The organism is Mesorhizobium sp. M7A.F.Ca.CA.002.05.1.1, from assembly GCF_003998335.1.
Classification (GTDB): Bacteria; Pseudomonadota; Alphaproteobacteria; order Rhizobiales; family Rhizobiaceae; genus Mesorhizobium.
The window spans coordinates 1-546 of sequence record NZ_RZQI01001599.1 but is presented as its reverse complement, the minus strand read 5'-3'; the positions used below and the strand labels follow the sequence as shown (position 1 = coordinate 546).

The window sequence follows — 546 nt, the reverse complement described above, 5'->3', positions numbered from 1 at the left end:
CGCCAGGACCCTGCAGGCCGCGGGGCTTTCCTTCACGCTGCTCGAAGCGATGGACCGAATCGGCGGGCGAGCCTGGACCAGCGACCAGCATTTCGGCGTGCCTTTCGACATCGGCTGCGCCTGGCTGCATGCCGCCGACCGCAATCCCTATTTTCCCGAAGCCCAGGCGGCAGGCTGGACGTTGCATCATCACGACATGAACGTTGATCATCTCTACTACCGCGAGCGCAAGGCGAGCGAAGCGGAAGAAGCCGACATGAAGGCCGCCGACGCAAAGCTGTTCGAACTGCTGGCCAGGCATGAAGTGAAGGACGGAGATGACGATCGTCTTTCGGCGCTTTTGGCAAAAGGCCATGCGCCGCGCGCCGCCGCCACCTTCGCCGGGCCGATGGATTTCGGTGCCGACGAGGACGAAATCTCGATCCTGGACTTCCAGGCCGCGGCCGATCTCGACCCGAACTACTTCAGCAAGGAGGGCCTTGGCGCGCTGGTGGCGCGTTTCGGCGCCGGCGTGCCGGTCGAACTGTCGACGCCGGTGCGCAAGAT

1 protein-coding gene is annotated in these 546 nt (G+C 64.5%); it reads left to right on the top strand.

Features of this window, described 5'->3' with window-relative positions; all coding sequences use genetic code 11:
- The coding region (locus EN939_RS37260) for an FAD-dependent oxidoreductase (RefSeq protein ID WP_164751653.1) at window positions 1-546 on the top strand (546 nt) is incomplete at both ends.